This is a genomic window from Enterococcus asini ATCC 700915 (assembly GCF_000407365.1).
Taxonomy (GTDB): domain Bacteria; phylum Bacillota; class Bacilli; order Lactobacillales; family Enterococcaceae; genus Enterococcus_C; species Enterococcus_C asini.
This window is the reverse complement of the sequence record NZ_ASVU01000001.1, coordinates 1,447,691-1,474,156: the sequence shown is the minus strand read 5'-3', so window position 1 is coordinate 1,474,156 and position 26,466 is coordinate 1,447,691. Positions and strand designations below refer to the sequence as shown.

26 protein-coding genes are annotated in these 26,466 nt (G+C 43.7%); 7 read left to right on the top strand and 19 right to left on the bottom strand.

Annotated features, from left to right (window positions below):
- Positions 1–212: 212 nt before the first annotated feature.
- The gene (gene rplS / locus I579_RS07145) at positions 213–560 is read right to left on the bottom strand and encodes a 50S ribosomal protein L19 (RefSeq protein WP_010754280.1); all 348 of its coding nucleotides are present in this window, start codon (positions 558–560) and stop codon (positions 213–215) included.
- Positions 561–782: 222 nt separating this feature from the next.
- Here rplS and I579_RS07140 point away from each other — a divergent pair, with 222 nt between their 5' ends.
- Positions 783–1,268: a GNAT family N-acetyltransferase gene (locus I579_RS07140; protein WP_010754281.1), complete on the top strand. Its 486-nt coding sequence runs from the start codon at positions 783–785 to the stop codon at positions 1,266–1,268.
- Positions 1,269–1,323: 55 nt separating this feature from the next.
- Here I579_RS07140 and trmD read toward each other — a convergent pair whose 3' ends face one another.
- The 5 genes from trmD to I579_RS07115 form a co-directional block, all read right to left on the bottom strand.
- Positions 1,324–2,085, bottom strand: coding sequence for a tRNA (guanosine(37)-N1)-methyltransferase TrmD (gene trmD / locus I579_RS07135; RefSeq protein ID WP_010754282.1), 762 nt, complete (start codon positions 2,083–2,085; stop codon positions 1,324–1,326).
- Positions 2,075–2,599: a ribosome maturation factor RimM gene (gene rimM, locus I579_RS07130; protein ID WP_010754283.1), complete on the bottom strand. Its 525-nt coding sequence runs from the start codon at positions 2,597–2,599 to the stop codon at positions 2,075–2,077. Before rimM ends, trmD begins: the two co-directional genes overlap by 11 nt.
- Before the next feature lie 150 nt (positions 2,600–2,749).
- Positions 2,750–4,660: a SpaH/EbpB family LPXTG-anchored major pilin gene (locus tag I579_RS07125; RefSeq protein ID WP_010754284.1), complete on the bottom strand. Its 1,911-nt coding sequence runs from the start codon at positions 4,658–4,660 to the stop codon at positions 2,750–2,752.
- Between the two features lie 4 nt (positions 4,661–4,664).
- Complete coding sequence (locus I579_RS07120; RefSeq protein ID WP_010754285.1) at positions 4,665–6,179, bottom strand: SpaH/EbpB family LPXTG-anchored major pilin; 1,515 nt, start codon at positions 6,177–6,179, stop codon at positions 4,665–4,667.
- Position 6,180: 1 nt separating this feature from the next.
- A complete protein-coding gene (locus I579_RS07115) occupies positions 6,181–7,272 on the bottom strand; it encodes an LPXTG cell wall anchor domain-containing protein (protein WP_010754286.1) in 1,092 nt (363 codons plus the stop codon).
- Positions 7,273–7,335: 63 nt separating this feature from the next.
- Here I579_RS07115 and I579_RS07110 point away from each other — a divergent pair, with 63 nt between their 5' ends.
- Entirely contained in the window at positions 7,336–7,590 is a 255-nt protein-coding gene (locus I579_RS07110; protein ID WP_010754555.1) for a transposase, read from the top strand.
- A gap of 112 nt (positions 7,591–7,702) precedes the next feature.
- Here the strand turns inward: I579_RS07110 and I579_RS07105 are convergent, their stop codons facing one another.
- The gene (locus I579_RS07105) at positions 7,703–8,662 is read right to left on the bottom strand and encodes an IS30 family transposase (protein WP_010752838.1); all 960 of its coding nucleotides are present in this window, start codon (positions 8,660–8,662) and stop codon (positions 7,703–7,705) included.
- A gap of 134 nt (positions 8,663–8,796) precedes the next feature.
- Between I579_RS07105 and I579_RS12680 the strand changes: the two genes are divergently transcribed.
- Positions 8,797–9,528: an IS3 family transposase gene (locus I579_RS12680; RefSeq protein ID WP_071860554.1), complete on the top strand. Its 732-nt coding sequence runs from the start codon at positions 8,797–8,799 to the stop codon at positions 9,526–9,528.
- Here I579_RS12680 and I579_RS12675 read toward each other — a convergent pair.
- Complete coding sequence (locus tag I579_RS12675) at positions 9,425–11,020, bottom strand: Cna B-type domain-containing protein (RefSeq protein ID WP_016249782.1); 1,596 nt, start codon at positions 11,018–11,020, stop codon at positions 9,425–9,427. The two genes, I579_RS12680 and I579_RS12675, sit on opposite strands and share 104 nt — an antisense overlap.
- Positions 11,021–11,266: 246 nt before the next feature.
- Between I579_RS12675 and I579_RS07095 the strand changes: the two genes are divergently transcribed.
- Entirely contained in the window at positions 11,267–12,226 is a 960-nt protein-coding gene (locus I579_RS07095) for an IS30 family transposase (RefSeq protein WP_010752838.1), read from the top strand.
- 300 nt (positions 12,227–12,526) lie between these two features.
- On the opposite strand, the gene I579_RS07090 is transcribed toward I579_RS07095, so the two are convergent.
- Positions 12,527–13,321 carry a hypothetical protein gene (locus tag I579_RS07090; protein WP_010754288.1) on the bottom strand — a complete coding sequence of 265 codons (795 nt, stop codon included), beginning with the start codon at positions 13,319–13,321 and terminating at the stop codon, positions 12,527–12,529.
- A 70-nt stretch (positions 13,322–13,391) separates the two neighbouring features.
- Positions 13,392–13,640, bottom strand: a complete 249-nt coding sequence (locus I579_RS07085; RefSeq protein ID WP_010754289.1) for a hypothetical protein — start codon at positions 13,638–13,640, stop codon at positions 13,392–13,394.
- Between the two features lie 309 nt (positions 13,641–13,949).
- On the opposite strand from I579_RS07085, the gene clpP reads away from it, so the two are divergent.
- A complete protein-coding gene (gene clpP, locus I579_RS07080; protein ID WP_010754290.1) occupies positions 13,950–14,546 on the top strand; it encodes an ATP-dependent Clp endopeptidase proteolytic subunit ClpP in 597 nt (198 codons plus the stop codon).
- Positions 14,547–14,607: 61 nt separating this feature from the next.
- Here the strand turns inward: clpP and I579_RS07075 are convergent, their stop codons facing one another.
- From I579_RS07075 to I579_RS07055, 5 genes are all read right to left on the bottom strand, one after another.
- Positions 14,608–14,970: an MmcQ/YjbR family DNA-binding protein gene (locus I579_RS07075; protein ID WP_010754291.1), complete on the bottom strand. Its 363-nt coding sequence runs from the start codon at positions 14,968–14,970 to the stop codon at positions 14,608–14,610.
- Between the two features lie 12 nt (positions 14,971–14,982).
- Positions 14,983–15,471, bottom strand: coding sequence for a gamma carbonic anhydrase family protein (locus I579_RS07070; RefSeq protein WP_010754292.1), 489 nt, complete (start codon positions 15,469–15,471; stop codon positions 14,983–14,985).
- Positions 15,468–16,748: an MFS transporter gene (locus I579_RS07065; protein WP_010754293.1), complete on the bottom strand. Its 1,281-nt coding sequence runs from the start codon at positions 16,746–16,748 to the stop codon at positions 15,468–15,470. Before I579_RS07065 ends, I579_RS07070 begins: the two co-directional genes overlap by 4 nt.
- Before the next feature lie 137 nt (positions 16,749–16,885).
- Positions 16,886–18,649, bottom strand: coding sequence for an ABC transporter ATP-binding protein (locus I579_RS07060; RefSeq protein ID WP_010754294.1), 1,764 nt, complete (start codon positions 18,647–18,649; stop codon positions 16,886–16,888).
- Entirely contained in the window at positions 18,646–20,379 is a 1,734-nt protein-coding gene (locus tag I579_RS07055) for an ABC transporter ATP-binding protein (RefSeq protein WP_010754295.1), read from the bottom strand. The genes I579_RS07060 and I579_RS07055 overlap by 4 nt, the downstream gene beginning before the upstream one ends.
- 445 nt (positions 20,380–20,824) lie before the next feature.
- Here I579_RS07055 and I579_RS07050 point away from each other — a divergent pair, with 445 nt between their 5' ends.
- Together I579_RS07050 and rnjA are read left to right on the top strand one after the other, a co-directional pair.
- Entirely contained in the window at positions 20,825–21,037 is a 213-nt protein-coding gene (locus tag I579_RS07050; RefSeq protein WP_010754296.1) for an RNA polymerase epsilon subunit, read from the top strand.
- A gap of 3 nt (positions 21,038–21,040) precedes the next feature.
- On the top strand, positions 21,041–22,717 hold the full coding sequence (gene rnjA, locus I579_RS07045; protein WP_010754297.1) for a ribonuclease J1: 1,677 nt from the start codon (positions 21,041–21,043) through the stop codon (positions 22,715–22,717).
- A gap of 71 nt (positions 22,718–22,788) precedes the next feature.
- Here rnjA and I579_RS12540 read toward each other — a convergent pair whose 3' ends face one another.
- From I579_RS12540 to I579_RS07025, 4 genes are all read right to left on the bottom strand, one after another.
- Complete coding sequence (locus tag I579_RS12540; protein ID WP_010754298.1) at positions 22,789–23,853, bottom strand: Gfo/Idh/MocA family protein; 1,065 nt, start codon at positions 23,851–23,853, stop codon at positions 22,789–22,791.
- A 20-nt stretch (positions 23,854–23,873) separates the two neighbouring features.
- Positions 23,874–24,644 carry an ABC transporter permease gene (locus tag I579_RS07035; protein WP_010754299.1) on the bottom strand — a complete coding sequence of 257 codons (771 nt, stop codon included), beginning with the start codon at positions 24,642–24,644 and terminating at the stop codon, positions 23,874–23,876.
- A complete protein-coding gene (locus tag I579_RS07030) occupies positions 24,622–25,278 on the bottom strand; it encodes an ABC transporter ATP-binding protein (protein WP_010754300.1) in 657 nt (218 codons plus the stop codon). The genes I579_RS07035 and I579_RS07030 overlap by 23 nt, the downstream gene beginning before the upstream one ends.
- A gap of 127 nt (positions 25,279–25,405) precedes the next feature.
- Positions 25,406–26,455, bottom strand: a complete 1,050-nt coding sequence (locus I579_RS07025; RefSeq protein WP_010754301.1) for a Gfo/Idh/MocA family oxidoreductase — start codon at positions 26,453–26,455, stop codon at positions 25,406–25,408.
- Positions 26,456–26,466 lie beyond the last annotated feature (11 nt).

Below are 26,466 nucleotides of genomic sequence, written 5' to 3'. Positions count from 1 at the left end.
TATTTGTCGTCAAGCTGACTACTAAATTTTGCCCTATTTTGACGACACTGATAGTCAATGTCGGACAATCTAGGACAATTTAGGGGAATATGGGTGAAAAATGAACCAAAACAGCCAAAAATGGCTTAAAACTGTGATAGAGAAAAAAGAAAAAGCCCTTGATATACAAGGACTTTTCACAGATTTCAGATTTCCAAGGAAGTTTTCCGTGTTTATCTTCTGATTTCTTTGATACGAGCTGCTTTCCCGTGTAAAGCGCGCAAGTAGTACAATTTCGCACGACGAACTTTACCGTAGCGAACTACTTCGATTTTCGCAACACGTGGAGTGTGCAATGGGAAAGTACGTTCCACACCAACACCGTTTGAAATTTTACGAACAGTGTAAGTTTCGCTGATGCCAGCGCCACGACGTTTGATAACGACGCCTTCAAACAACTGAATCCGTTCACGAGTTCCTTCGACAACTTTCGCGTGTACGCGGACAGTGTCCCCAGGGCGGAAAGCTGGGATGTCAGAACGTAATTGTTCTTGGGTTAATTCTTGAATCAATGGGTTCATTTTGCATTCTCCTAATTTCCAAACATTCATAGGGTGACTCACCCCAGCGGAATATCGTAATTGTTGAGCAGTGCGCTCACCAAAACATGATAGCACACTCTTCCCAAGGTGTAAAGAAATTTTCTTGGCAGCTTCTAAAGATAATCAACAGCTCCTAGGACTTGGCAGCTTGTAAAAATCTGCTACACTAAAAAGAAACAAATCCGATCAGGAGGTTCTCCCATGATTATCACCGAAAAACTAACCGCTGAACACATCCCCCAACTGTGGGCGATTGACCGGGCGATTTGGAATACTCAAAATACACCGGCCTTAGAACAATACGAAGACTATGAGCGTTACGCCACAGGCCTCAAGCGCCAGCAGCTTTTGTTAGCCTTGGATGAAGCTACTGGAGCGGTCTTAGGGGCTTTGAGTTATCATCATCCCTCCCCTTTGCCGGCGCATCGGCGTCACTGGGTGTTAGGCATTGGCATCGCCCCCAGCGCCCAAGGTCAAGGCGTGGGCCAAGCGCTGATGCAGCGCCTACTCATAATGGCCCCGTCTCATGATATCGGGAAAATTTCTTTACGGGTGTTTGAAACAAACCCAAATGCCCGGCGCTTCTATCAAAAATTAGGCTTTCAAGAAGAAGGCTTCTTGCCTAGAGAATACTGGCTCAATGACCAGTGGGTGGCAGAATACATCATGGCCTATTACATCGACTAAAAAGCAGTCCCCAGACCCACCGTACCAGTTACGATGATGTCTGAGGACTGCTTTTTTATGATTCGTCTGAATCAGTGTCTTGAGACAGTTCACTCTTGATTTCTGCGAGCAGTTTCTTCATTTCCGGTGTCAGTTCAAGCTTTGCCAACATATCCGGTCGGCGAGTGTAAGTGCGCCGCAAAGACTCTTTCAAGCGCCATTCTTCGATTAATTTGTGATTGCCATTTAATAAGACTTCTGGCACCGCTAGGCCTCTAAAATCCGCTGGCCGAGTGTATTGGGGATGTTCCAAAAGCCCAGTGGAATGAGAATCCGTCTGAGCCGAGGTTTCATTGCCCAAAACTTCCGGCAACAGGCGCACGGTGGCATCGATCATCACCATAGCTCCCAGTTCCCCGCCAGTCAACACGTAATCCCCCAAGGATACCTCGTCGGTGACCAAGGTGCGAATGCGCTCATCGTAGCCTTCGTAATGACCGCAAATAAAAATCAAATGCTCCTCTTGGGAAAATTCTTCCGCCATCTTCTGGTCGAATTTTTTCCCTGCCGGATCTAGTAAAATCACCCGTTTTTTGGTTGTCGGCGTTGCTTGTTCGATGGCTGCCAAATTGTCAAAAATCGGCTGGGCCTTCAATAACATCCCCGCACCGCCCCCGTAAGGATAATCGTCTACGGTGTGATGTTTGTTGTCGGAGTAATCCCGAAAATTGGAAACATTCATCTCCAACAAGTCTTTCTCCCGGGCTTTGCCGATAATGGACTCGCCCATGGGCCCGGCAAACATCCCCGGAAATAACGTCAACACATCAATTCTCATCGTCTAACAACCCTTCCGGAATTTCCACAAGCACTTTGCCCCCTGCCACATCGATGTCTTTGACCACGGATTCGATATAGGGAATCAAGGCATCCTTTTGCCCCGGCCGTTGCACTACCCAAACATCATTGGCCCCGGGAGATAGGATTTCTTTCACTTTGCCGATGACTTTGCCCTCCGCATCTTCCACCGTCAAGCCAATAATTTCGTGGTAGTAGAACTCATTTTCTGCTAGGGTGCCCAAATTGTCCTTGGAGACTTTCAGCACCCCATCCCGGAACGCTTCCACATCATTAATATTGGGATAGCCTTCAAAGGTCAACAAATCAAAGTTTTTGTGCTTCCGATGACTCGCCACGGTCAACACCAAAGGATCCTTATGCTCGCGAAACAAGACCAAAGTCGCCCCTTTTTGGTAACGCTCCTGCGCAAAATCCGTCTGGGAAATCACCCGCACTTCCCCACGAATTCCGTGGGTATTGACGATTTTGCCTACATTTAAATATTCAGTCAAAAAAATTCCTCATTTCTGCTTGGATAATCTGCTCTATTTTACCACGGGAGCGAGCGTTCTGCTAGGGTGGCCATTTGTAGGATTGACGCTAAAACAAAAAAACGGAACAGCCCGGGACATCCCCGAACCATTCCGCTTACTCAAAAGAGCTTATCCTTCAATATGTTTCCGGCCTTTCATGAAGTACAGACCAGCTCCGGCAATCGCAACCACGCCTACCGCTACAAAAGCTACAATCCCTTTGCCACCAGTTGATGGTAGAGAGCCTTTGTGCTTGTTGTTAATCTTAAGCGTTGCAGTACCATCATCGGCAACAAACTTAAAGGTATTTTGCGCTAATGCATATCCTTCTGGTGCTTTAATTTCTTTTAGTTCGTAATAGATGATTGCACCTTTCTCATCAGTTTTGGCTAATCCAGAAACTTCAAATTCACCTTGAGCGTTTGATTTAAGAACTGTTGCTTCAAAGCCAGCATCACCTTCAGCACCCCATGCTTGAACTTTTGTACCATCTTCTTTCGTAATCATACCTAGTAATTTACCTTCTGAATTCAAAACGTGAAACTTAGCATCAGCTAAAGGATTTTTAGAATCAGCATCGATTTTCAAGAATTTTTTCCCGTAAGTTTTTACGGAATCTTTTGCAGATTGATCATCAAAGTTGTTGTCGAAAGTAACTTCATTGTTGATATCAGTCGCTAAGTCTGCACCTTCTTTAACGGACATCACTACCTTGAATTCGATTGTTTCACCAGCTTTTCTCTTAACTTCATCTAAATTGAAGTTTACAGTGAATTTATTCCCTTCGATTGTTACACCAGTAACCAAATTTGCCATTTCTGGATCCATGCTAGCTTTTATCTCATCCAATAAATCTGCCTCTGTATCGTTTGCCAATTTCAAAATTGGATCAAACGTATCAACTAAAGCAAATTGGGTATAATCTGCAATATCAGTTGGAATCTTTTGAGTGATTGTAAATGTGATTTCTTGATCTTGATCAACATCATGATCGTCAGCTTTTTTGGTTGGAACCGGCACTTTGTAGTTATATGCACTAGCAGTGGTTTGTCCAGTCACTTTATTACGATCAATATCATAGTAATTATAAGTCACAATCATATCAGAACTTACACGGGCAGTAACAACTGGATTCTTTTCAACGTTATAGTGATAGACTTGATCCCCATCAGTAGTTTGTTTTCCACCCTTAGAAACAGATGAATCTACTTCATAAAATTCATAATCACCAGCATCAAGAACTAATCCAGGAACACTAACTTTCCCGTAATTATCAGATTTGATATGAGATGCCTTAGTATATTCAGTTATATCAAATTTGCCAGTTTCGATGTTATAGTACATCTCATTGGCACCTTTTAAGATAAATTCTGCTCCTGGCAAGATATCCAAAACACCATGTTCGTCGACACCCATTTTTGTGAATTCAAGCTTCAATTCTTTCACTTCATTCTTAGGATAAACGTGAACTTCGTCTTTGGCATCGTCTGTTCCTTCATCATAAACAGGTAATCCTAAGATAAAGTCTGCTGATTTAGATTGAACAACACCGGCTGGAGATGTTGTTTCTTTAAATTGATAGATAGCATTGCGCATGATAGGCTTGCCCTCTTCATCAACCCCAACTTCAACTTTTGTAGCGAGGGGCAGTGAGGCTATACCATCAGCATTAGTTTCAGGAAATGCTGTACCTTTGCCTAAATCATCATTTGTTAATGCTCTTACTGCAGCTTCAGCGGCAGCAGTTTTAAGTCCGTCATTACCTTCAGCTTTATCATACGCAGCCCAATAAACCGCTGTTACATCATAGGCGGTGAAAACTGCTCCAGCTAAAGGCTTACCACTGAAATCCATTTCGTCACCAGTATTTTGGGTTGGATTTTCAGGAAGGGAATCATATTTTAGTTTATGAATTGTCACTGTTTGTGTATCCGGTACTTCTGCTGCCATTACATCCGTCATGCTACCAAAGCCCAACATAAACGGTAATACCATGATCAATGTTGCTAGAATTGTTCGCCAATTACTTTTCTTTTTCATTTTGTTACTCTTCTTTCCCTTTTTTATTTTGCCACCAAACAACCGCCACCACAGCGATTAAGATTGCCCCGATGATCACCAACATACGATTCTTGGCTTCACCGGTTTTTGGAAATACTTTGTCGATTACTTTGTCAACCGGACCGGGTTTTGGTGCTTCCGGTTTTTCCGGCGTAACGGGTACTACGGGTTCAGCTGGTTCTGGCGTTTTCAAGTTGACCACTTGTAACACCCCAGTAGCACCTACCGTGTAGCTGTCCTTGGTAATTGTGAAGTCCACAGGGGTTGTGCTTAATTCGTAGCCCACTGGCGCTTTAATTTCTTCCAAAGCATACTTGCCATACGCTAAACCATTAATGGCGAAAGAACCATCTTTACTAGAAGTCAAAGTTACTAATGCAGGATCATTTTTATCTGTCGTCCAAGTATAGCCTTCTGTCGTTTTCGCTAGGAATTGGCCTTTTTCGTCAACCACACGGAACTCGGCCCCGGCTAAAGTCGTCTGAGTGTCCTTTAAGTCCACTTTGACAAAATGATGTCCACCAGTGTTCACTGTGACTTCTTTGGTAATCGTTTCATGATCCGTGTCCAACACGGCTTCATTGGCAAAACTGTTGGCTTCTGGATCAGTTGCCACGAGCATCATGTCATAGCTGATCGTCAATTCCTTACCAGCAAATTTTCCTAATGCCTTAATATCCGTGAAGTTGATGCTAAAGCCATGTTCGCTTGTTGTGAGTTCATAAATGGCAGGGATTGCTTGACCACTTTCGCTCACTTTCAAACTATCCGCTTGAAATACCAAGGAAGGATCAGCCGTATCGTTAATCACGAATTTCTTGTAGTCCAAAATATCTTTTGGAATTTCGACGTTGATTGCAAAAGGAATGATGTCACCAAATGTATAGCTTTCCTGTTTACCGGTGACGGTCTTTTCAAAACCTGGTTCCTCGTGAATCACTTCTTCATTCTTCGGATACAAGTGAATCGTTGACAAGTTTTCACCAGCTGAATTTTCCACTGGCAAAACCACTACTAAGTCATGAGATTTTTCTTTGATAATGTCCGGTGCTGCGGCTTCATGGAAGAGATAAACCGCATCCTTATCCCCAACCTTGCTTGGCAAAGAGAAACTAGCAGTTCCGTCTTCTCCACTAAGTTCGCTGGTAATTTGGGTAGCCACCGGTGTGCCTAGCTCATCAGCAGATAATGCACTCAAAGCAGCTTGAGCATCCGTGACGCTTTGCCCTTTTGCCCGCAATTCGTAAAACTTCGCCGACACATCGTAGGCTTCAAACGTCACATCGTTTAAACCTCGGTATTCTTGTAACAATGAGGCGTGTTCCCCATTAGTATCCCCGGTATTCAACAAATCATCCGGCATCTCCCCGTTTGGAAAGACGATTTTGTGTAAGATAAAATTCACCGAATCTGCTTCAGACGCTTGCGCTTGACTCCCACTAAAGAAGAATGGCACCAACAAAGCGAGAAATGCGAGATATTTAACCCATCGTTTCATCTTAAGCCACCTCCTGATCTTTGCGGAAGTAGAAATACAAACCTGTCGCACCTAAGGCCAAGATACCGATTAGAGAGAAGAGCAATGTTCCCGGTCCCCCGGTAGATGGAAGTGGGGCTTTTGGATCGTTCGCTACGCTTAAGGTGATTTCGTTATTGCCATTTTCAGCGAGAACATCTTCTTGTACAACACCATCAACCTTGACTTGACCTAATGCATCAATCTCGATTGTAATTGGCTCTGTTAATCCTCGATAGCCGTCCGGTGCCTTAGTTTCCGTCAAAATATACGTACCTGGTGCTGTTAAACCAGTAAACGTGAAGGTTGCACCATCTTCAGACACAGTAGCAGTGAATTCCTTATTATTAGCATCAACTAATGTAAACTCGGCACCTTTCAAAGCCTTGCCTTGATCATCGGTTTTGTTTACCGTTAAGTCGAAAGGTTTCAATTTGTTGACAATTTTAATGTCTGATGGTTTAGTCCCATCTTGCCAAACAATCACCAATTCTCCATTTTCATCTTTCACTTCAAAATTCCAAGGTCCGCCTAATTGATAACCGTCTGCAGTTTTGGTTTCGGTTAAAGTATAATTACCAATTGGCAATTCAGAGAAGTTTACCGTTCCGTCCGCCGCCGATTCTACAGGTTTCTCACCACTGGTATAACCGTTGTCCCCTGTTAATGTGAAGGACACACCGGAAAGCGGAGTTGATTCATCATTACCAACTTTAGTAAAGCTAAAGTCCCTGGTCATCAATTTATTTATAACTGTTAATGTTGTACCAGTCTCAGATGTGCTCGTAGGCTCTCCTGGATCTTCATATCCAGGAACTCGATCTTGCTCTGAAGTACTGCCTGCTAGTCTTTCAACTACACGATATTGAGCAGCTTTCCCATCTACTGTTGAAGGAACCTCATAATCTTTAGAAAGAATCGATGCATCATGAGCAATGTCAAAAGTCTTATAATCTTTCCATTCGCCTGAACCAATTTTTTGTTGCAAAACTAATTGAATATCTTGGCGGGTGTAATCTTTATATTTTTCATCGTCTTGCCAATCTTTTTGAATTTTTAATAGTGTTAGTATCAAATCTTAGACATCTTTTCGTAGAGACAGAAATAAATTAAACTTATCTACGAGAGGATGGATTTTATGACCCGATATGAAGAAAATTTTAAACAGATGATTGTTGAACTAAATCAAACTGGACGTTCTGTTCGAGGGTTGGCGAAAGAATATGGCTTAGCTGAAGCGACGATTTATAAGTGGAAGAATTTATACTTACCTGATCCGTCCACAGGACTAACCGGAAAAGAAGCGGCTGATTTGAGAAAAGAAAATGCTCGTTTGAAAGAGGAACTTGAAATATTAAAAAAAGCCGCAGCCATATTCTCTCGAAAGACCTGAAGTCACTTGTCCGATTCATTGAAAAATGGTGTAAGGATTACACTGTTTCTTTGTTGTGTCGGTTATTAGAAATTCCTAGGAGCGTCTACTATTTTTATAAAAATCTCAAATGTCAAATTAAGCTAGACAAATCGTCCTGACGCACATGACTCAAAAATACTTCCAATGGTGTCTTGTAATGCAGTGATTTTCTGGGAATATGGTTTCTTTTAGAAGCGACACTCTGAATGAATGATTCGGGGACTTCTCTGAAGTCCATTGACTTAGGAAGCCCATCTTTACGAAGCAACCCGTTTGAATGTTCGTTCAGCCCGCGTTGGGAAGGAGTTCCGGGATCAGCAAAAAAGATCTCGATATCATTAGTATTGCTGATCGATTTCCAGTTGGAAAACTCTTTGCCACAATCAAAAGTGATGGTCTTGAAAAGGTGTGGTGGAAAAGTTTGAAACCAATGATTCAATGTAAGTTCAATGTCTTTTGCCTGTCTACCAGCGGGTTTTAAGGTAATGATTGCTTTGGATAGGCGCTCCACTAGCGTAATCACAGCACTTTTGTGCTTCACTCCAACAATTGTGTCACCTTCAAGGTGACCGAATTCTTCATCGAAATTCTGATAGCGGGCGTTTCTTTCGTGAATCGTTCTTTTGTAAGCTTGCTTACCACGTTTCTCTTGGTGTCCATTGGGTTTACGCTTCCCTTTCATTGGCAAATCCAAAATATTGAACTCATTGTTTTTGAACTTCCGATACAAAGTGCGCGCCGAGCAATCAATTATTTTCTCGCCACGACCGATGAGCACATCTGGTGGCCACCCTTGATTGACCATCTTTTGAATGTATCTTGTTTGATCATCAGGCAAGACAATGGGGCGTCTGCCGCAGCGGGATTTGTTTTGCTTGTATTGTTTATAGTAATCCAGCGCATTCTTTCCCTGTTCCAATGCGTGATAGACATTGTAGATCGTTTGTCGAGAGCGTTTTAGAAGTCCCGCGACTTTGGAAGCGGGTTGGTGTATATGGAAATAAGACTCTATCAATACGAGTTCGTCTGGTGTAAGATGGGTGTAGGCCATTTGTGCTCACTCCTTATAATTCTTTCGACGGAACTATTTTGAGTGTAGCACAAATGGCTTTTTTCAACTGTCTAGCTTAATTTTACAATCGGCGAAATAAATCGTTAACAGCTACAGAAGTCAGAAATAACCAATTGAAAAAGAAGATTTCAACGATCTTTTTTGATCATAAACAGAGATATGGTGCAACAAAAATCCATCAAGTGTTGCTAAAAGAAGGAATTTCAGTATCTCTTAAGCATGTTCAAAAATTGATGAAACAATTAAATCTAAGGTCAATTGTGGTTAAGAAATACAGACCTCAACGGTCTGTTCAGCCGGTTGTTTTAAAAGAGAACATCTTAAATCAGGACTTTTCTACTAAAACTATCTGTGAAAAATGGGTAGCTGATATCACCTACATTCCAACTAAGAAAAATGGTTGGTGTTACTTATCTTCAATTATGGATTTACACACGAAAAAGATTATTAGCTATACATTTTCTAAGCGAATGACTGTCGATTGTGTGTTACAAACACTCAATCAAGCGAAACAACGGTACCACATTCCAGAAGGAATGATTCTACACACCGATTTAGGTAGTCAATATACAGCAATCGAAGTGGAAAGTTGGCTTGAAAACAATAAAATAAGACATTCCTATAGTCGCAAAGGAACACCCTATGATAATGCAGGAATTGAGTCCTTCCATGCATCATTGAAAAAAGAAGAAGTATACACGACGACTTACTCAGACTTCGAAGAAGCGAATCGAGCACTATTTAGTTACATTGAAGGATTTTATAACCGGAATCGAATTCACAGCTCGATTCACTATCTAACCCCTCAGGAGTTTGAAGAGTTAGCAAAAGAAAAAATGGCGTAACCGTCTCTACTAAAATGTGTCCAAGATATTGACTCAAATCCAAGTATCCCCCAGTAGCAAAGTGTGTCCAAGCACTTGTATCGCCAAATTTCAATTGTGAGGAAGAGATTGTCCCATCATCGTTAAAGACAACTTCAACTGTTACAGTCTCACCATTTATCGTTGCACTTGCATCAGGTCCCTCTGCCCAAATAACATTATTATTAAGATCTGATGCGCTCAACCCATCTAAGGCTTTTAAAGGCTGATCATATTCACCAAGTTCCTTTGCTGCTGTTATTACAGATTCAACGAAAGCAGCTCGATCACCAGTGTCTAAATGGTTCAAGGTCCAAATAAAAAAGGGGCCATTTTTTATTTGTCTTGTTATAACAAAAGTAGGACTAACATCCCAATTGACATCATTACAAGATGGTTCACATGTAATGCTATCGATTGCACTTTCTGTAATAACTGGTGTTCCCTCTTCATAATAATCACTTGGAACTTCTTGGATTGTATATTCGAGGACCTTATCACCATCTTTAACAATTGGTAAGTTTTTCCAATCTCTAATGGTTACATAGTTACCATTTGCATCAGGCTCAGTGGGGCACTTAATTTCTTCAGTTCCATATACTTTATCACCTTGCATAATATTTATGGTAACCGGTGGTAAACTTGCTGGATCGACCCCTTCTGGAAACTTCCACGTCTTTTCAAATTGTAAGGAAGTTATATCAGTAATAGTAGGTATAACACCAACGTTCGTATTTGCTCTAACATCACTTGAAGCACTTACTTCATCCTCAACATCCGCTTCTTCTGTTGCTTCCGTAGAATCAGTTGTTGCTTCTTGTTCCGTGGAGCTCGTCGTTTCACTTACAGCTACTTCAGTAGAAGAAGTTGCTTCCGTTGCAGAGGATTCACTTACTGGTGCTTCGCTTGCTGCAACAGCACTATTTTCACTGGTGCTTTCGCTTGTTGCAACTTGTGGAATCGTAAAGCTCTTACCGGTATTTCCAGCCAGTAGATCCGTTGCTGGATTAACATCGGCAATCAGTTTTGGCTTGACCGTCATCGCGGTGTAACTGCGATTAGTGTCAAATGTGATTACTGCTGAACCGGTTGTGGTTGCGGCTGTTTCGGACATTCCTGCTGTGATTTGTCCAGCACCGTTACCAGCGGCAAAGTTCATTGTCGGATTGCTTTTAGTGAGAACCTGGACATTTTCTGGTGTCACGGCTTGTCCATCACCAGTGACTTCCACCATGAAACGAGTCGCAGTTTCCTGTGTCGCTTTAGTGAGATGGACGGTCCATTTCAAGCGCTCAGTACTCGTTTCTTCATAAGAGACGGAGGCATTCCCAAATTCGTTATCGAATAAACTTCCGCTACTCTCTTCTTTCGTTACCGCAATTGCAGTAATATTACAAAACGTCATCAGAAAAACTTGCGCCAACAGCAGGACGAGCGCAGCTAAAGTGAGTGACCTTTTGTGTCGTTTAACCATTTCCAACACCTACCTTATCATTTCATACAAGTACTAATATACACATAAACGAAAAAAATCACAAAAGCGATTTAAAGGGAAAATGCTGTGTTTTCAACCGGTTTCATTTCATTGTATTTTTGCTATTTTAAAAAAATCAGTTTTTTATTCATCGCCGATTGTAAAATTAAGCTAGACAGTTGAAAAAAGCCATTTGTGCTACACTCAAAATAGTTCCGTCGAAAGAATTATAAGGAGTGAGCACAAATGGCCTACACCCATCTTACACCAGACGAACTCGTATTGATAGAGTCTTATTTCCATATACACCAACCCGCTTCCAAAGTCGCGGGACTTCTAAAACGCTCTCGACAAACGATCTACAATGTCTATCACGCATTGGAACAGGGAAAGAATGCGCTGGATTACTATAAACAATACAAGCAAAACAAATCCCGCTGCGGCAGACGCCCCATTGTCTTGCCTGATGATCAAACAAGATACATTCAAAAGATGGTCAATCAAGGGTGGCCACCAGATGTGCTCATCGGTCGTGGCGAGAAAATAATTGATTGCTCGGCGCGCACTTTGTATCGGAAGTTCAAAAACAATGAGTTCAATATTTTGGATTTGCCAATGAAAGGGAAGCGTAAACCCAATGGACACCAAGAGAAACGTGGTAAGCAAGCTTACAAAAGAACGATTCACGAAAGAAACGCCCGCTATCAGAATTTCGATGAAGAATTCGGTCACCTTGAAGGTGACACAATTGTTGGAGTGAAGCACAAAAGTGCTGTGATTACGCTAGTGGAGCGCCTATCCAAAGCAATCATTACCTTAAAACCCGCTGGTAGACAGGCAAAAGACATTGAACTTACATTGAATCATTGGTTTCAAACTTTTCCACCACACCTTTTCAAGACCATCACTTTTGATTGTGGCAAAGAGTTTTCCAACTGGAAATCGATCAGCAATACTAATGATATCGAGATCTTTTTTGCTGATCCCGGAACTCCTTCCCAACGCGGGCTGAACGAACATTCAAACGGGTTGCTTCGTAAAGATGGGCTTCCTAAGTCAATGGACTTCAGAGAAGTCCCCGAATCATTCATTCAGAGTGTCGCTTCTAAAAGAAACCATATTCCCAGAAAATCACTGCATTACAAGACACCATTGGAAGTATTTTTGAGTCATGTGCGTCAGGACGATTTGTCTAGCTTAATTTGACATTTGAGACATTCTAATCTAGTCCACTCTTAATTATAAAATTGCTGTGAATTTTTTCTTAAGAAATTGTTACTGTCGGGTTTCTTAAACAAAATTCCTACGTATTTTTTGAAACCCCTTTTTTATCTTATTGGGAATCTTTATTACAAAAAATGTTTTTTACGTAATTTGATATTCTTGCAAAAATCGTTATTTTTGCTCATTATTTTTCAAATATCTTTTGAAAATAAAAAGTAGCAAAATCTAGAAAACTAGATTTCACTACTTTTTTTCGAAATTATGAGTAAAAATCGGCTGTTTTTATTCCATCGAAACCGCCATCTCTAAGGCTGGCAAGGGATCTTCGTGGCTCACGGTGTAGACCACCTTGTCTTCTTGCCAGGTGATGGTGTTGGCTTCTTGATTGGAGGCAGTGAGGTCGATGATGATTTGCCCTACGGATTTTGGTATTGGTAAAAAGGCTTCTTCTAGATAGTTCACGACTTCTTTGGCAGTAGTTACAGGTTCTTGGCCCAAAACATTGGATGCGCGAACTAGTAGCGACCAGTTGCCTTCCTTCCAGCTCAAATAAGTGGAGCCGGTACCACTTTGCTGATAGCCCGCGATACTATGACCCAAGTCTACTTTTTGACCGCCATCATCGTATTGGTACCCTACCGCCGCCTTAGCCTTACCCACCGTATCGTACGTGGTCTTTTTAAAGCTAGCAAATGGCGTTGCTTGATTAAGGGAGTGGTGGTTCATCACCAAAGCCTGTGGGAGATTGTAGTAGAGCACAGACAGCTTATCCTGATTCCCTACAGCCGCAATATTCAAAAACAGCGACTCATCTCGGGGCAGTTTTCGAGGCATCTTCACATCAGGGTAGGCCTTCGTCAGCTCTTGAAAAGCACCATCCGGCGTTTTTTCTTCACTGGCTTTCGTCTGGCTTTCTTTGGAGCTACTTTGCTTATTTGATTCTTGCTTTGTGCTAGTATTTTGGGCCACACTGCTATTGTTTGTCGTTTTTGTCGTACTATTTTCACTTGGGCTCTGGTTGCTACTACAAGCCGCCAGTAATCCTAATAAAACGGATAAAATAACCAACTTTTTCATCCTGTCGCCTCCTTTTTCTTTAAATCAAGGGTAATCCTTCCTCGAAAAAAAGACAACTAGAATGCGTTTGTCACAAGACATCACTCAGCCAGTTTTTTAGGTTGTTAAAGGCTTCTACTAAAAAGCTCCAAACTTGTTGTAAAAATTCCGCCGCACCACCTTCAAAAATCAGCCAATGACCCCAGTTCAATAAATCATCTTTAAAGACCCACAGTAAAAAGATCGTGAAAATCACGCCGATAATCCGCCATAAAACCGAACCTACTTTAATAATTGCCAAGATAATCGCAACAATAATCAAGATTGCTAATAATTCCATCTATATCCCTCCTTATTAGGAGTCTATCATCTCACAATCCCGCCCACAAAACATGCGTCTCGAGACCGAAAAATGCGCTTGGATTTTCCGGAAAGGAGGGGTCTTGGAATGAACACCGAAATTTTCACCAAAACCAAAAAAGTCTGTTCTTTTCCTTTGACCAACTTTGACCAAGGGTGTATACTTCTTTTTAGCAGGATAAGCTGAACTGTGCTAAACTATTTGTGAAAGCAAATGGCAAGACGCAGAGCTAGTAGTATTAGGCCCTGTGACAGCTTCAGCACTTTACTTTTAAGGAGGAACTAACTTATGAATTTGATCCCAACAGTCATTGAACAATCATCTCGGGGCGAAAGAGCCTATGATATTTACTCACGGCTTTTAAAAGACCGCATCATCATGCTAAGCGGCCAAGTTACGGATGATTTGGCAAACTCCATCATTGCACAATTGCTTTTCTTGGATGCCCAAGACTCAGAAAAAGATATCTACATCTACATTAACTCTCCTGGTGGTAGCGTAACGGCTGGTATGGCGATTTACGATACTATGAACTTCGTCAAAGCGGACGTAGTAACCATCGTTATGGGGATGGCCGCATCTATGGGCTCCTTCCTATTGACTGCCGGTACCAAGGGCAAACGTTTCGCATTGCCAAATGCCGAAATCATGATTCACCAACCACTTGGGGGCGCGCAAGGACAAGCGACTGAAATCGAAATCGCGGCTCGTCACATCTTGAAAACCAAGGCTCACTTGAACGAAATCCTTTCCGAACGGACGGGTCAACCATTAGAAGTCATCGAAAAAGATACGGATCGTGACAACTACATGACCGCTCAAGAAGCCAAAGATTACGGTTTGATTGACGAAATCATGGTTTCTTCCAAAAGCTTGGACAAATAAAACCACTAATTAAAACCACCTCACCGCTACCTGTTCGAACAGGCGTGGTGAGGTGGTTTTTTTAACGGGTTAAAAGGTAACTATCATCCAGTAAGGGAATGATTTCGGCTAGGGGTACCACGCCGGTTAAGAGGACGGAAAGCCAGTTTTCCTTGTTCATGTGGTAAGCCGGAAAAATCCCTTCTCTCCCCTGTAAAATCAGGGCCAATTCTGGTTTGACTTTTAGATTAACCAGGGGCACTGCTTCTACGCCTGCTAGTCCCAGTTTGTCTTTTGACACTAGCATCAAAGCCGCGTACCATTTGCGATTGTGCTCATGGCGCAAAATCGTATACTGAGAGAAGCGTTTGAAAGGATGATCTCCCTTGGTTCCGTATTCAGTCGCCACATAGTCTAAGAGTTCTTGGCGCAAATCATGTTCCATCTTTGCCACATCCTATTCCTGAATTTGCGGAAAATCGCCGGCAGCATGGCGTTTGCCCATTTCCAAATAGTGTTGGATATTAGCCTGATTTTTCGCAATTTCGGCTTTTGTTAAAGGACGAATCACTTGCGCCGGTCGACCAAATGCCAAAACATTGGGCGGAATCACTTGCCCTTGGGTGACCAAGGAACCAGCACCTAACAGGCTATTTTCCCCGATAACCGCGTGATTTAGCACAATGGAACTCATGCCAATCAACGCTCCCGTCTCAATGGTACAGCCGTGCAGCATGCACTGATGGCCCACGGTAACGTCTGCAGCAATTTTCGTAGGAGCATCGTGATCCACATGAATAATGGTACCGTCTTGGATATTCGTACGGTCGCCGATTTCAATAAAATTGGCATCCCCTCGTAACACACAGCCATACCAAATACTCACATCTTCCCCCAGGCTCACTTCCCCAAGCACCCGAGCGGTATCTGCAATAAAACGACTCATGCTTGTTCCTCCTTTTTTTCGGCCAAGCGTTGTTGCAAGTCCAAGTCATAATTACGAGCTACGGGAATCAAGAAGGTGGCGATCCCGCAAAGAATCGTCCCCACGCCCGCAATCACAAAGAGCTTTTCCACCCCAAAACGATCGGCTAAAGGTCCGGCAAAAATCAACCCCACCGGCCCGGTGATACTCATTAATGAATTCAAAACCCCTAACACGCGACCTAAATACTGTGGTTCATAGCTCTGTTGGATCATGGCCATGATCAAGGTGCTATAAAATGGAGTCGCCAAGCCCGCCACGGTATTGAGCACGACAAACCAGAAAAAACCTCGTTGATTTCCCGGTAAAAGGCCGCTTAAAACAAAAGTCCCGCCGATCACAAAGAAGGAAAACAAAACTGGGGTCATGCGGTTCTTCCATTTGCCAAAGACGCCGATAACGACGCCCCCTAAAAGCATCCCCACGGAATACACCACTTCGATCAAGCCTGCTTGCCCCACCGTGCCTTGAAAATATTCTAAGGTCATCAAAGGATACATACTCACCGCCGGCATGAAGATCAGAGTAAAAGCCGAACCCAGCAACGTAATGTACCATATCCCCTTATTTTTCACTAACAGAGCAAAGCCTTGCTTGGTATCCGTCAGCAGATGCACCTGTTCTCCTAGGGCTTGCGTTTTGGGGATCCGCACAAAGAGCAAGAGACTAATCCCTAAAATCGCTCCTAAAACATCCAATAAAATCAAAAAATTCATAGGCACAAAGGCGAAGAGAAACGCTCCTAGTGCCGGTGCAATAATCATATTCGCTGACTGCACCATGCCCAACTGCCCATTGACCCGAGTTAACTCTGATTCCGGCACCATTTGCGGCAAGATGGACTGGATGGTGGGCATCTGAAAAGTCTGGGCCACGGAGCGCATAAACAAAGAGACAAAGACCAACCACAAAGGAAAACGATCCGCTAGTGTTCCTGTAATCGACAAGACCAAGGCAAAAAGTGCCACGATACAGTCCGTTACAATTAAGAGTTTTTTCTTGTCCAAGCGATCCACAAAGGGCCCGGCAAAAGGACTCAAGACCACCATGGGAATCATCCCGAGCAATGTCGCCAAACTCAAGACCGTAGCGGAGCCCGTCTCCTTGGTTAAATACCAAATAATGGCATACTGCACCACCATACTGGTGATTCCAGATAAAAACTGGCCAGACAAAAAGAGCCCGATATTTTTTTGCCAGCCCTTCAAGTCAAACCCGGTTGATTGTTGTGTATTCATAAGACCTCCTAAAATAATCCTGGCACAAAGATGAGTGATTGATTGCTTTCGTGCTACTACTAGTTTACCCGATTCCCCGGCAAAAAAATATCAAAAAAACCGCTGCTAGTAAAAGCAACGGCTGTTTTCTTTGTTTTTTATTCGTAGTCCCCGTCTTCGGCAAACTGGCTTTGATAGAGTTTGCTATAAAAGCCTCCCTGGGCCAACAAGCTATCGTGGGTCCCTTTTTCAATAATCGATCCGTGGTTCATCACTAAAATCAAGTCTGCTTCCCGAATGGTGGACAAGCGGTGGGCAATCACGAAACTAGTGCGCCCTTCCATAACTTTGTCCATGGCCTTTTGAATCAAAGCCTCCAAGCGCGTGTCCACAGAACTGGTGGCTTCGTCTAGGATCAAGATTTTCGGATCGGAAATCACCGCCCGAGCGATGGTCAACAATTGTTTTTGACCTAAGGAAACATTGTCCCCTTCCGCATTGATCTTCATTTCGTACCCGTCAGGCATGGTGCGGATAAAGTGATCCACATTGGCAGTTTTGGCGGCATCCACCACTTCGTAATCTGTGGCATCCAATTTCCCAAAGCGGATATTGTCCCCGATGGTTCCTTCATACAACCAAGCATCTTGTAAAACCATCCCGAAGACCGAACGCACTTCACTGCGATCCAGTTGCTTCGTGTCGATGCCGTCCACTTTAATCGCCCCACTGTCCACGTCGTAAAAACGCATGAGCAAGTTGATCAAAGTCGTTTTCCCGGCACCAGTTGGTCCGACAATTGCCACGGTTTGCCCCGCTTTGACTTCAAAGTTCAAATCTTGAATCAAAGGATTTTTCGGATCGTAACTAAAGTCCACGTGTTCAAAAGTAACATTGCCAGCCACTTCAGCCGGTAATGTTTGAGGCTCGTCTAAGCGGCTTTCTTCGGCTTCATCGAGAATTTCAAAAACCCGACGAGACGCCGCCGACGCACTTTGCAAAACAGAAGACAGCTGAGTGATATTCCCCATAGGCTGACTAATTTGCCAGATGTACTGGATAAAGGCTTGCAATTGCCCTACCACAATAACTCCGGCAATTACATAATGCCCCCCTAAAACCGCCACAGCAATATACGTCAGATAAGCCGTGCTGGAGACTAAAGGCATCATGATACCGGAAATAAAGGCCGCTTTAAAGCCATAGCTGCGGACAGAATAATTGACCTTTTTAAAGTCTTCCAAAGTTTGTTTTTCCCGACCGTAAACTTTCAACACCGAAAAACCGGTCATGTTTTCTTGGGCAAAACCATTTAAATCCCCCAATGCGTTTTGCATCCCTTGGAAGTACTTTTGGGAAACTTTCACGATAAAGCGGGAAATCAAGAAAGAAGCTGGAATCATGATTAAGGATAACAAGGCCATTTTGACATTGATGTAAAACATCATGGAGACTGCCACTAAAATCCCCAAAATCGCATTGACGATCCCAATCAAAGCCTGTTGCATGGCACCAGAGACGGCATCCACGTCATTGGTTACCCGGCTTAAGATATTCCCTTGTTGGTTACGGTCAAAGTAGGACACTGGCAAACGATTGATCTTGTGGTCGATGTCTTCCCGCAAGTCGAACATGGCGCTTTGCACCACGTTGGCGATCAACCAACCGGCCAAAAGCTGAGATACACAGTAGCCGATACCGACTACGGCAATGGCAATCAAACACTTAATGACATAATCAAAGTTAATCGCGGCCCCTGCTGCGACATTTTTCGCTACTTCTGTCGTAGGCAAGCCCGCCACGTAAGGCAAGGCCCCGTTAAAGGCCACGGTCAACACGGTGAAGAACATCACCAAGAAGAACTGGCGCTTGTAAGGTTTAAAGTAATGAGCTAAACGAGTTAAAGAAGAAAATGATTTCATCGGTTCAATTCCTCCTCTGATAATTGTGATGCGGCAATGTCATAGTATACCGGACACGTAGCCAATAACTCCTCGTGAGTGCCCATGCCGATAACATCCCCTTCATTTAAGACGATAATCTTATCCGCATGCATGATGGTTCCCACTCGTTGGGCCACGATTAAGACCGTGGACTGGGTGGTTTCCTGTTTCAAGCGAGCCCGCAATTTCGCATCGGTCTGGTAATCCAGTGCGGAGAAGCTATCATCGAAAATATAAATCTCTGGCTCGCGAATCACCGCTCGAGCGATGGACAGGCGTTGCTTCTGCCCACCAGAGAAGTTCGTCCCACCTTCTGACAAGTGAGCATCAAAGCCCTCAGGCAATTCCGCAATAAAATCTGACGCTTGGGCGATATCGACTGCTCGTTCCATCTCCCCTATGGTTGCGTCTTCTTTTCCGTAGCGCAGGTTTTCGGCAATCGTTCCGGAAAACAGCAACGCTTTTTGAGGAATGTAGCCGATCTTTTGCCGTAAAAATGCCATACTCATGTCCCGGACGTCTACACCATCGACTAAAACGCGACCTTCACTCACATCGTAAAAGCGGGGAATCAGCTGAATCAAGGTGGACTTCCCGGAACCGGTACTCCCGATAAAAGCCACGGTTTCCCCAGGTTTTGCGGTGAAACTCACATTGCGAATCACAGGACTTTCCGCATGACCAGGATAAGCAAAGGTCACATTTTCAAAAGTCACGTACCCATGAGTTTCTGTCTCGGTTACCGGATTTTCAGGATCTTTAATCTGGCTTTCAGCATCCAAGGCTTCTTGAATCCGTTTGGCCGACACCGCTGCTCTAGGATACATCATAAAGACGGAAGCAAAGAGCATAAAGGAGAATAACGCGTGGAAAATGTATTCGATAAAAGCGATCAAGTCCCCGATTTGCAAAGTACCAGCATCGATTTGCTTTGTTCCAAACCAGATGATCAAGACCATTACAATATTGAACAAGAAGGTAAAGCCCGGCTGTGCCACGGCCATTAAGCGAAAGAGGCTCTTAGAACTCTCCGCATAGGCAGTATTGACCTTGTTAAAGCGGGACTCTTCAAACTTCTCATTCACAAAGGCTCGAATCACTCGCAACCCGGATAGGTTTTCCCGTAAAATTCCGTTGATCTTGTCCAAGTTCTTTTGTTGCTTCGTAGACAATGGCTCGGAAAACTTCGCGATAACGACTACGGCTACTAATAATAAGGGTAAAGCCCCTAAAACAAACCAGCTCAAGCTTGGACTAGTGCGGAAAATCATATAAAGACTAACGATAAACATCATGGGGGTCATGAAACCCATGCGCAAAATGTTTTGCAAGAACAACATGATTTGATACGCATCGTTGGTCACTCGGGTGATTAAGGAAGACACCCCGATATCCTCATATTCTTGATGAGAATAACTTTGCGTCTTAGCAAAAAGGTCGTCCCGAATGTCCGCCACGATATTCGTGGTAATGCGTGTAGTAAAATACCCTAGCATGATGTTCATCACCACACCGATTACTACTACTAACAACATCAACAAGCCCAACTGATTCACCATGTCGCCATCTTTTTGCGGAATCCCTCGGTCGATCATCTGCGCCAAAATCGTGGGCAAGCCCAACTCGATTAAGATAAAGCCAAACACGCACAGAAAATCAAAGAGCAACAGCTTCTTGTAGCGCATGGTATAGTGCCACATTAATTTCATTAAAAAATACCTCCAAACTTACAAAAAACTTCTGAACACTGACCAAACTACGGAACCCAATCGTCATGCCCATAGTTATGGAAAGCGAGGCAGTGATTTTCTTGATAAATCAAGCCTCTTTCGGTTTTTGCGAATACCTTTACTATAGCATAGGGAAAATTTTAAGAGAACACCAAATTTGCATCTTTTTCCTTCAGTAACCCCTTTCAAACATCCGGGTTTCTATACTTCTCTTCCTAACTATGCTAAAATAAAGAAAATTATGATATACACTGGTTGTATATCTCGGACGGTTGAATAGTTTCAAAACATTTGGAAGGCAAGGACGAGGCTTTCTCTTGTTGGCGACAATCAGTATTGGTCACCAAGGAGCATACCGACAGACGAAGGAGGTCCTTCGTGTTTTGTCATGCACCGTTACTAAAATCTTAAAGGAGCTAGATTTATGATCTACAAAGTTTATTATCAAGACACCAAAGTACGGAACCCAAAACGGGAACAAACTCATGTTCTTTACTTGGAAGCAGCAGATGAAGTTGCGGCTCGCGCAGCAGTCGAAGCCAACACCCCATACAATATCGAATTCATCCAAGCTTTAGAAGGAAATCACTTGGCATACGAACAAGAAAATGCCGAGTTTACTTTAACGGAGTTTTAATTTATGAAACTCAATTTAAAAAATAATGAAACCGGCGTTTTTGGCGTCGGTGGATTAGGCGAAATTGGGAAGAACTGTTATGGGGTTCAATTCCAAGATGAGATCATCATTATCGACGCCGGCATTATGTTTCCGGAAGATGATCTTTTAGGAATCGACTATGTAATTCCTGATTACAGCTACATCGTGCAAAACATCAACAAAGTCAAAGCCCTTGTGATCACCCACGGTCACGAAGACCATATCGGTGGCGTGCCTTACTTGTTGAAACAAGTCAATGTGCCAATCTATGCTGGGCCGCTAGCCATGGCATTGATTCGCAACAAACTGGACGAGCACGGTCTTTTACGGGATGCGGAATTGCACGAAATCAATGAAGACACGGTTTTGCGTTTTAGAAAAACCTCTGTCTCCTTCTTCCGCACCACCCACTCGATTCCAGATGCTTTAGGCGTCGTTGTGAAGACCCCTTCTGGCAATATCGTTCATACCGGGGACTTCAAGTTTGACTTTACCCCTGTAGGCGAGCCGGCCAACTTGAGCCGCATGGCCAAAATCGGTGACGAAGGCGTACTGTGCCTGTTGTCCGACAGTACCAATGCGGAAATTCCGACTTTTACCCAATCGGAAAAGGTCATCGGTCAATCCATTCAAAAAATCTTTGAAAAAGTCGAAGGTCGGATCATCTTCGCCAGCTTCGCCTCCAATATCTCCCGGTTGCAACAGGCAGCCGAGGCGGCAGTGGCTTGTGGACGGAAAATCGCCGTCTTCGGTCGTAGTATGGAAAACGCCATTGTCAATGGTCAAAATCTAGGCTACATCAAAGTTCCTGAGGGTAGTTTTGTTGACGCCAATGAAATCAAACGCCTACCTGCCAATGAAGTTATGATTCTTTGTACCGGTTCTCAAGGTGAACCCATGGCAGCTTTAAGCCGGATTGCCAACGGAACTCACCGACAAATCAGCATTCAGCCAGATGATACCGTCATCTTCTCCAGCTCACCGATTCCAGGAAATACCACTAGCGTCAACCACTTGATTAACCTCTTGATGGAAGCCGGCGCCAAGGTCATCCATGGCAAACTCAACAACGTCCATACTTCTGGACACGGGGGCCAACAAGAACAAAAACTGATGCTCCGTTTGATCAAACCGAAATTCTTTATCCCGATTCATGGGGAATACCGGATGCTGAAAATTCATTCCGGCTTAGCCCAAGATACCGGTGTACCAAAAGAAAACTGCTTCGTCATGGAAAATGGCGACATGTTGGCACTAACTGCCGACACTGCCCGCCTTGCCGGCCACTTTAACGCAGGCGATGTCTACATCGACGGCAACGGCATCGGCGACATCGGCAATGTAGTTTTACGGGATCGCCGCATTCTTTCAGAAGAAGGACTGGTCTTAGCCGTAGCCACCGTAGACATGAAGAAAAAAGAAATCATGGCGGGTCCTGACATCTTGTCTCGAGGATTCGTGTATATGCGGGAATCTGGCGATATGATTTACGAAGCGCAAACCTTGCTCTTCCGCACATTACGGGAAGCTTTAAAGCAACCCGATGTGACGGAACACAAGCTAAAAGAAGCCATGACTAATGCGTTGCAACCTTTCTTATTCGACAAAACCGAGCGTCACCCGATGCTCTTGTCCATGATTATGGCACCAGAAGAATAAGCCTACTCAATTAAACAAAACCCACCCAAGTCAGACGCGGTTAGCGTGAATGACTTGGGTGGGTTTTTCTTTTATCTAAGATTTTTTGTGTGCTCAGCAAATTTTTCCATAAACTGCTTTCCATCTATCGGCAACTCTACCCAGCGTTCTTCCCAAGTGGACAATAGCGCTCCATGAATCAGCTGAAAGTCTTTTTGATTTTCGCTAACGGGGATGCCTGAAGCGCTCCCAGTCCTTGATTCAATGCCACTCTCCGTTATCTCTTGTAAAAAGCGTTCTATGACTGCCCGATGGCTTTTGCGCCGTTGGTCATTATCGGTAAAGGTGATAGTCGTGGTTTGCTCCGGGGTCTGCCAAGTAAGCTTCTGTCCTTCATAGCGAAAACTGCCTTTTTCACCAATGATTTCCAAGCGTTCCTGGCCCAAAGGTTCATTAAGACTCGCCACAAAGGTTCCCAAAAGCCCCTCGCGATACTTTAGCAATAACACTGCTTCATCCTCTACTTCAATATCTCGGTAACGCCCAAAGGAAACTTGTGAAACCAGTTTTTCCGGCAAACCAAACAAAAAGTTCACCAAATCCAACTGATGAATTGCCTGATTTAGCAAAATACCGCCGCCGTCTTTTTCCCACGTGCCGGTCCAGTTGCCCTCGGTAAAGTAAGACTGAGGCCGGTAATACTGGGGTACCTCCCAGTGAAACCGCTGCAAGTCACCTAACTCTGGCAAATGCTGTTTTAGCCATTGAAAGACAGGACTAAAGCGAGTTTGGAACATCACGTCGCAAACCAGGTGTTGTTTGTTTGCCAAGTCGGTCAGTTCTTCAATTTCCGCAATGCTCAAAGCAGCTGGCTTTTCCAATAACACATGCTTGCCGGCATTTAAGGCCGTTTTTGCCATGGAAAAGTGGAAGCGATTTGGCGTGGCAATCAAAACTGCCGTCACCTCTGGGTTTGCGATCACCTCGTCAAAGCTTTGATAAACAGTCATGCCCGGAAATTCTGCTTGCAACTGGTCAACTTTTCCCGGACTGTTTGTCTGACCACTGACTTGCCAGCCGTAAAAAGGCCGCGTCGCTAAATCCCGTAAGTACTTCATGCCCATATTTCCCAGACCAATTACCGTGAGCTGCTTCATGGATACGCCTCCTTGTAGCGTTATTTTTTCTCTCTGCGAAGTTGTAGCTGTTCATTGAAATAATTGCGATAGGCCGTATAACCGGCGATGATCGAACCTAGGCTAGTAGTAGATAAAAGCATGAAGGTCACCATGATTTGGTATTTAATCGCATGCACTGGATCGACTCCGGCAAAAATCAAACCGGACATCATCCCCGGCAAGCTCACCAGTCCCACGGTTTTGGCGGAGTCAATAGTCGGCTGCATAGCGGCCTTGATACTTTCCCGTAAAATCGGCAAGGAAGCGGTCTTGGCATCAGCTCCCAAAGCTAATTTTTCCAAGACTTGCTGCCGTTGGTCTCGAAACAAACTGGCTAAATTGCGATAACACAAGCCAATGGCAACCATGGAATTTGAGGCAATCATGCCGCTGATGGGGATAATCTGAGAAGGAATAAATTTAATCGCTCCAGAGAAAACCAAGACCCCCATGGTGACATACGTGCTGACAAAAATCGCCAACAATGAAGTCCAATAATGTTTGTATTGATTAGGATTGCGCTTATGGGCGTTGGCCGCGGCATTGAAGACAATAAATAGACTCATTACCGTGGTCAGCCAGCGATTGTCCACTTGAAAGACATACTTCAAGAGGTAGCCTACCAAGACTAATTGCACAATCGCCCGAAAAATACTGTAAAAAATGTCTTTTGAGAGCTTCAATTTTTCCCGGTAGCTGATAAAAACTGCAATCAGCACCAGTAAAAAGGCAAAGATCAAGGATTGATTATTGACCGCTAATTGATTCATGCACCAAGCGCCCCCCTTCAATCTTGATTTCTCCTTTGGCCTGACGTAGGTCCTCCTCGTCATGGCTCACTTGCAAAATGGTGACTCCTTGACTGTGTACCTGACGAATCAGGGCTTGCACGATTTGCTTGCTCTCCTCATCCAGCCCTACCGTCACCTCATCCAAAAGCAACACTTGGGGCAAAAATACCAGATTGCGAATCAAGGCCACTCGCTGACGCTCCCCACCGGAAAGTTCCAAAATCGACTTATCGAGAAACCGTTCCGGCAAATCCACTTGCCGTAAAAGCTCACGGACTTTTTCCAGTTTAAATTCCTCCTGACGAATCTCAAAAGGAAAGCGCAGATTATCTTCTACCGTCTCCCCAAAGAGTTGCGGCTGCTGGAAACAATAAGAAACTTGTCTGCGATACTCCGTCACTGGATACGCTGATTGTGACTTGCCTTGAAAATTGATTTCCCCTGTAGTGGGTGTAAGTAGCGTCGCAATTAGCTTCAAAAGCGTACTCTTGCCCCCACCGGAAGGACCGGAAATCGCCAAATAAGCCCCCTTTGGTACGGTAAAACTGATTTCTTGCAAAATAGGCGTTCCGTAAGGCTGAAATCCTACTGCCTCTAATGTAATGATTGACATGCTAGCACATCCTTTCAAAGCTTAGTATAGCAAAGGAAGGCCACTATTGGGTATTCATTCTCAGATAAAAGCTTATCAAACGAAAATTGTCAATTTTTGTTCTTAAAAAACAGATCGATTCCTATAATTATGGTAAAGCAAACATTTTTTCTTCATTTTCCAGAGCTTGCTCTAATAATAAAGTAAATTCCATATCTTCAACTGCATCATCCACGCCGTAAAAACTATAGCCAGCTTGATAAAATTCGCACATCTTTTGTAAGACTGTAGCGGTAGCAAGATCGTCATCCGAAAAAGCTACATTAGGCCAAGGATTTTGATAGACCCACTGCCCGTTAAATTGAATTCCCTTTAAGCCAAAACCTTCCATGTTTTCATTAATCCCACGTTCAATTCGTATTAGCTTGCCCTCTGCTGGACCGTCAGCTGAAATATAACGAACAAACTCATCTCTTATCTCTCCTTTTTCTCCGCGCACGTCCAAGGAAGAGAATCGCGTATAACTTCGATGCTGATTACTTTCGAAATCATAGATTCCATGACCATTTTCAAATTCGACTAGTGCCAAAACTCGTTGTTCCTTTTGCTTTTCTGTTCCCATGGTATCTTTTTCGCGACTAAATCCGGAACGAGTCGGCGAAAAGAAACGCTCGGTACTAACAGAATGCAAACGGCCCGGTGTTCCTAAATAACTTTTCATCAAGCTAAAAGCGTGGTAATTATTGGTTACTGAAATTTGAGCCGTATGCGGTTGCCCAATAATCCCTTGGTTGATAATAGTTAATTGTGCTTGTGATAAAGGTCGATAGCGATATTGTTCTGCAACTTGTAGGTACCTGCGACTTTGTGGATGATTTTGAATTTTTTGTAGTTCTTGCCATGAAGTTCCCAAGGGCGTTTCAACTAAAATCGGAATTCCGATGTCCAATAATTCCAAAACCTTAGCAGCCTGAAATTTCATATTGATGCAAAGTAAAATAAAATCGGGTTCTTCTATTGCCAGGCCTTCTTCAAGTGTTGCCACACAAGTGAAGCCCTGCTCCGTGTAGAGTAAATTTTTTGTATTATTTGTTGTGATTACAGCAGTGACCTCATACGAATGAGCAAGAGTCTTCATAATACGCAAATACCCTTCTACTCGCCAACCGCTCCCATAAATCAGTACCTTTGACTTCAAGTAAACACTCC